General features: G+C 66.6%; 3 protein-coding genes. 1 reads left to right on the top strand and 2 read right to left on the bottom strand.

What is annotated here, in order from left to right; translation table 11 throughout:
* Together VFQ05_07565 and glnS are read right to left on the bottom strand one after the other, a co-directional pair.
* On the bottom strand, window positions 1-230 hold a 230-nt coding region (locus VFQ05_07565; protein ID HET9326612.1), incomplete at its 3' end, for a hypothetical protein.
* A 101-nt stretch (window positions 231-331) separates the two neighbouring features.
* Window positions 332-2,173 carry a glutamine--tRNA ligase gene (gene glnS, locus VFQ05_07560; protein ID HET9326611.1) on the bottom strand — a complete coding sequence of 614 codons (1,842 nt, stop codon included), beginning with the start codon at window positions 2,171-2,173 and terminating at the stop codon, window positions 332-334.
* A 322-nt stretch (window positions 2,174-2,495) separates the two neighbouring features.
* On the opposite strand from glnS, the gene VFQ05_07555 reads away from it, so the two are divergent.
* Window positions 2,496-2,881: VCBS repeat-containing protein (locus VFQ05_07555; GenBank protein HET9326610.1), on the top strand; the 386-nt coding region annotated here is incomplete at its 3' end.

Raw genomic sequence — 2,881 nt, 5'->3', positions numbered from 1 at the left:
CAAGTACTCCTGAACTCGAATCTCACCGTGGAGGTTCCGTTGTTGGTGACCGATAGGGTGAGATCGACGACGGACCCCGGGGCGATGGTCGATTGGGCGGTGTGAACCGCTGTGGTGATGTCGACCGTGACGATGTCGGGCGCTGGGCGAACCGGCTCGGTGGAACTCGAGCAGCCAGCGAGCGCGAGGGTCAGACACAGTGCGGCGGAGGCGCTGAAGGTGCGGGTCATGAGACCTCTTCGGGTGAGGACCGGCCAAGATTGTAGGCCCGCCTCGAGCCCCGGGCAATTCCCGTCGGTGCTCTTCTTCGATCGCTGCGCCTCTCAGGCGCTCAGCGCCGCGGCAGATCGCCAGCCTGCTTCTTCTCGATCCTCGCCCATGCATCCTTCAGGGTGACAGTCCGATTGAACACCGGCGCCCCTGGCTTCGAATCGATGCCGTCGGCCACGAAGTAGCCGACGCGCTCGAACTGAACGGGCACGCCTGGCACGGCCTCGGCCAGCAACGGCTCCAGCTTGCAGCCTCGCAGCACCTCGAGAGACTTCGGGTTGATGCCATCCGTGAAGTCCACGCCCTCGCCCACGTCCTCCGGATCCTCGCGCGTGAAGAGCGTGTCGTAGAGCCGCACCTCCGCTTCGATCGCATGGGCGGCCGACACCCAGTGGATCGTGGCCTTCACCTTGCGCCCGTCCGGCGCGTTGCCGCTCCGGGTCGCCGGATCGTACGTGGCCCGCACCTCGATCACCTCGCCGGTGCCGGGGTCGTGGACGACACCCGTGCAGCGCACGAGGTAAGCGCCCCGCAGCCGCACCTCGACGCCCGGACTGAGGCGGAAGAACTTGGGCGGCGGCGTCTCGCGGAAGTCGTCCTGCTCGATCCAAAGCTCGCGCGCGAGCTGCACGCGACGCACGCCCGCGGACGAGTCTTCGGGATTGTTGGGGATCTCGAAATGCTCGACGGCGTCCTCCGGAAAGTTCTCGAGCACCACCCTGAGCGGCCTCAGAACCGCCATGCGGCGCAGCGCGTGTCGGTTGAGATCCTCGCGCACGCAGTGCTCGAGCAGCGCCAGCTCGACCCGGTTCTCACGGCGCGCCACACCGATGCGCTCGGCGAAGTCGCGCAGCGCCGCCGCCGGGTAGCCACGCCGACGCATCCCGCTGATGGTGGGCATGCGCGGGTCGTCCCAACCGGCGACCCGACCCTCCTGCACCAGCCGCAGCAGCTTGCGCTTGCTCATGAGCGTGTGCGTCATGTCGAGGCGCGCGAACTCGTACTGGTGAGGCAGCGGACGAGGCAGGTCGAGGGCCTCGAGCAGCCAGTCGTACAGCGGCCGGTGGGGCACGAACTCCAGCGTACAAATGCTGTGCGTCACGCCCTCGATGTAGTCCGACAGGCCGTGCGCGAAGTCGTACAACGGATACACGCACCAGCGGTCGCCCGTGTTGTGGTGCGCGACGTGGCGAATGCGGTACAGCACCGGGTCGCGCAGCCATACGTTCGGCGAAGTCATGTCGATCCGCGCCCGCAGCGTGCGGGCGCCGTCGGGGAACTCACCGCCCGTCATGCGGCGAAAGAGATCGAGGCTCTCCGACACGCTGCGTCCCCGGTACATGCTCTCCTGCCCTGGCTGCCCGGGCGCTCCGCGCATGCGATCCACCTCTTCGGCGGTGTGATCGCAGACGTAAGCTTTGCCGCGCTCGATCAGCCGCACCGCGTAGGCATGCAGCGCTTCGAAGTAGTCGGACGCACGGAATGCTTCGAGCGTCCGGCCATCCGCCTCGGCGAGCGTCACGGATGGCAGATGGAAGTCCTCGCTCCCGTCCCGGATCTCGTGACGCGCGGTGGCGCCGGCGGTCTTGAGACCCAAGCGATCGTCCGCCCAGCCCTCGACCAGCCAGCGCACGTCGGCGACGATCGACTCCTCGTACTCCACGTCCTCTTTGGCCGGGTTGGTGTCGTCCATGCGCAGGTTGCACCGCCCGCCGAACTGTCGCGCAATCCCGAAGTTGAGGCAGATCGACTTGGCGTGACCGATGTGCAGATAGCCGTTGGGCTCGGGGGGAAAGCGCGTCACGATCTGGCGCACCGTTCCGGCGGCCAGGTCGGCCTTGACGATCTCGCGGATGAAGTCTTCCCGCTCGGCAGGAAGGGCCTCGGTGGTGTGATCCGGCATGGAATCCTCGGTTGGGCGTGTCGGTCCCGGCGTCCAGAAAGCGCCGGGAAAGGGCTCAGGAGATTACGTGCAACGGCAGGGGTGCTGTCCAGCGGACCGTGCGTTCGAGATGGATTCGAACCAAAGCCCGACTCGCGATTGGAATTCAACACGCCCCGGGGCGTGTTGAGCCTCCGTCCCGGGACGGATAGTGGGTCCGCTCGGATGCTGGACCGCGTGAACATGTGACCCCGGAGGCCTGAGCTGGGTTGGACCTTGTAGCTATGCTCGTAAGCCTGATCCGCGGAAGCTCTTCTGGAGGCCGCGATCCGGAGGCGCCGGCATGACGAACGCTATCCTCGCACGAATCCCGCTCAGGACTCTTCGCCGGGAACCGACACGCACGATCGCGGGGATGTCCTTCCTGATTCTCCTTGCCTTGTGCCATCCGGCCACGGCCACCGAGGGCGCTCTCTTCGCGCCTCCGGTCTCTTACAGCACGGGAAACGGTCCGTTCTCCGTAGCCATTGCCGACCTGAACGCCGACGGCAAACCCGACCTCGCTGTCGCCAATTCATACAGCGGCGCGGTCTCCGTGCTGCTCGGCAATGGAGACGGAAGCTTCGGACCCAAGACCGACTTCAGCGCGGGGATGGGTCCTCACTCCGTGGCGGTCGGTGACCTGAACCGTGACGGCAAGCCTGACCTGGCGGTGGCGAACTGCTTCGT

This window comes from Candidatus Eisenbacteria bacterium, assembly GCA_035712145.1.
In the GTDB taxonomy this organism is placed as follows: domain Bacteria; phylum Eisenbacteria; class RBG-16-71-46; order RBG-16-71-46; family RBG-16-71-46; genus DASTBI01.
The sequence above is the reverse complement of the archived record's forward strand: the minus strand, read 5'-3'. Positions and strand labels throughout refer to the sequence as shown.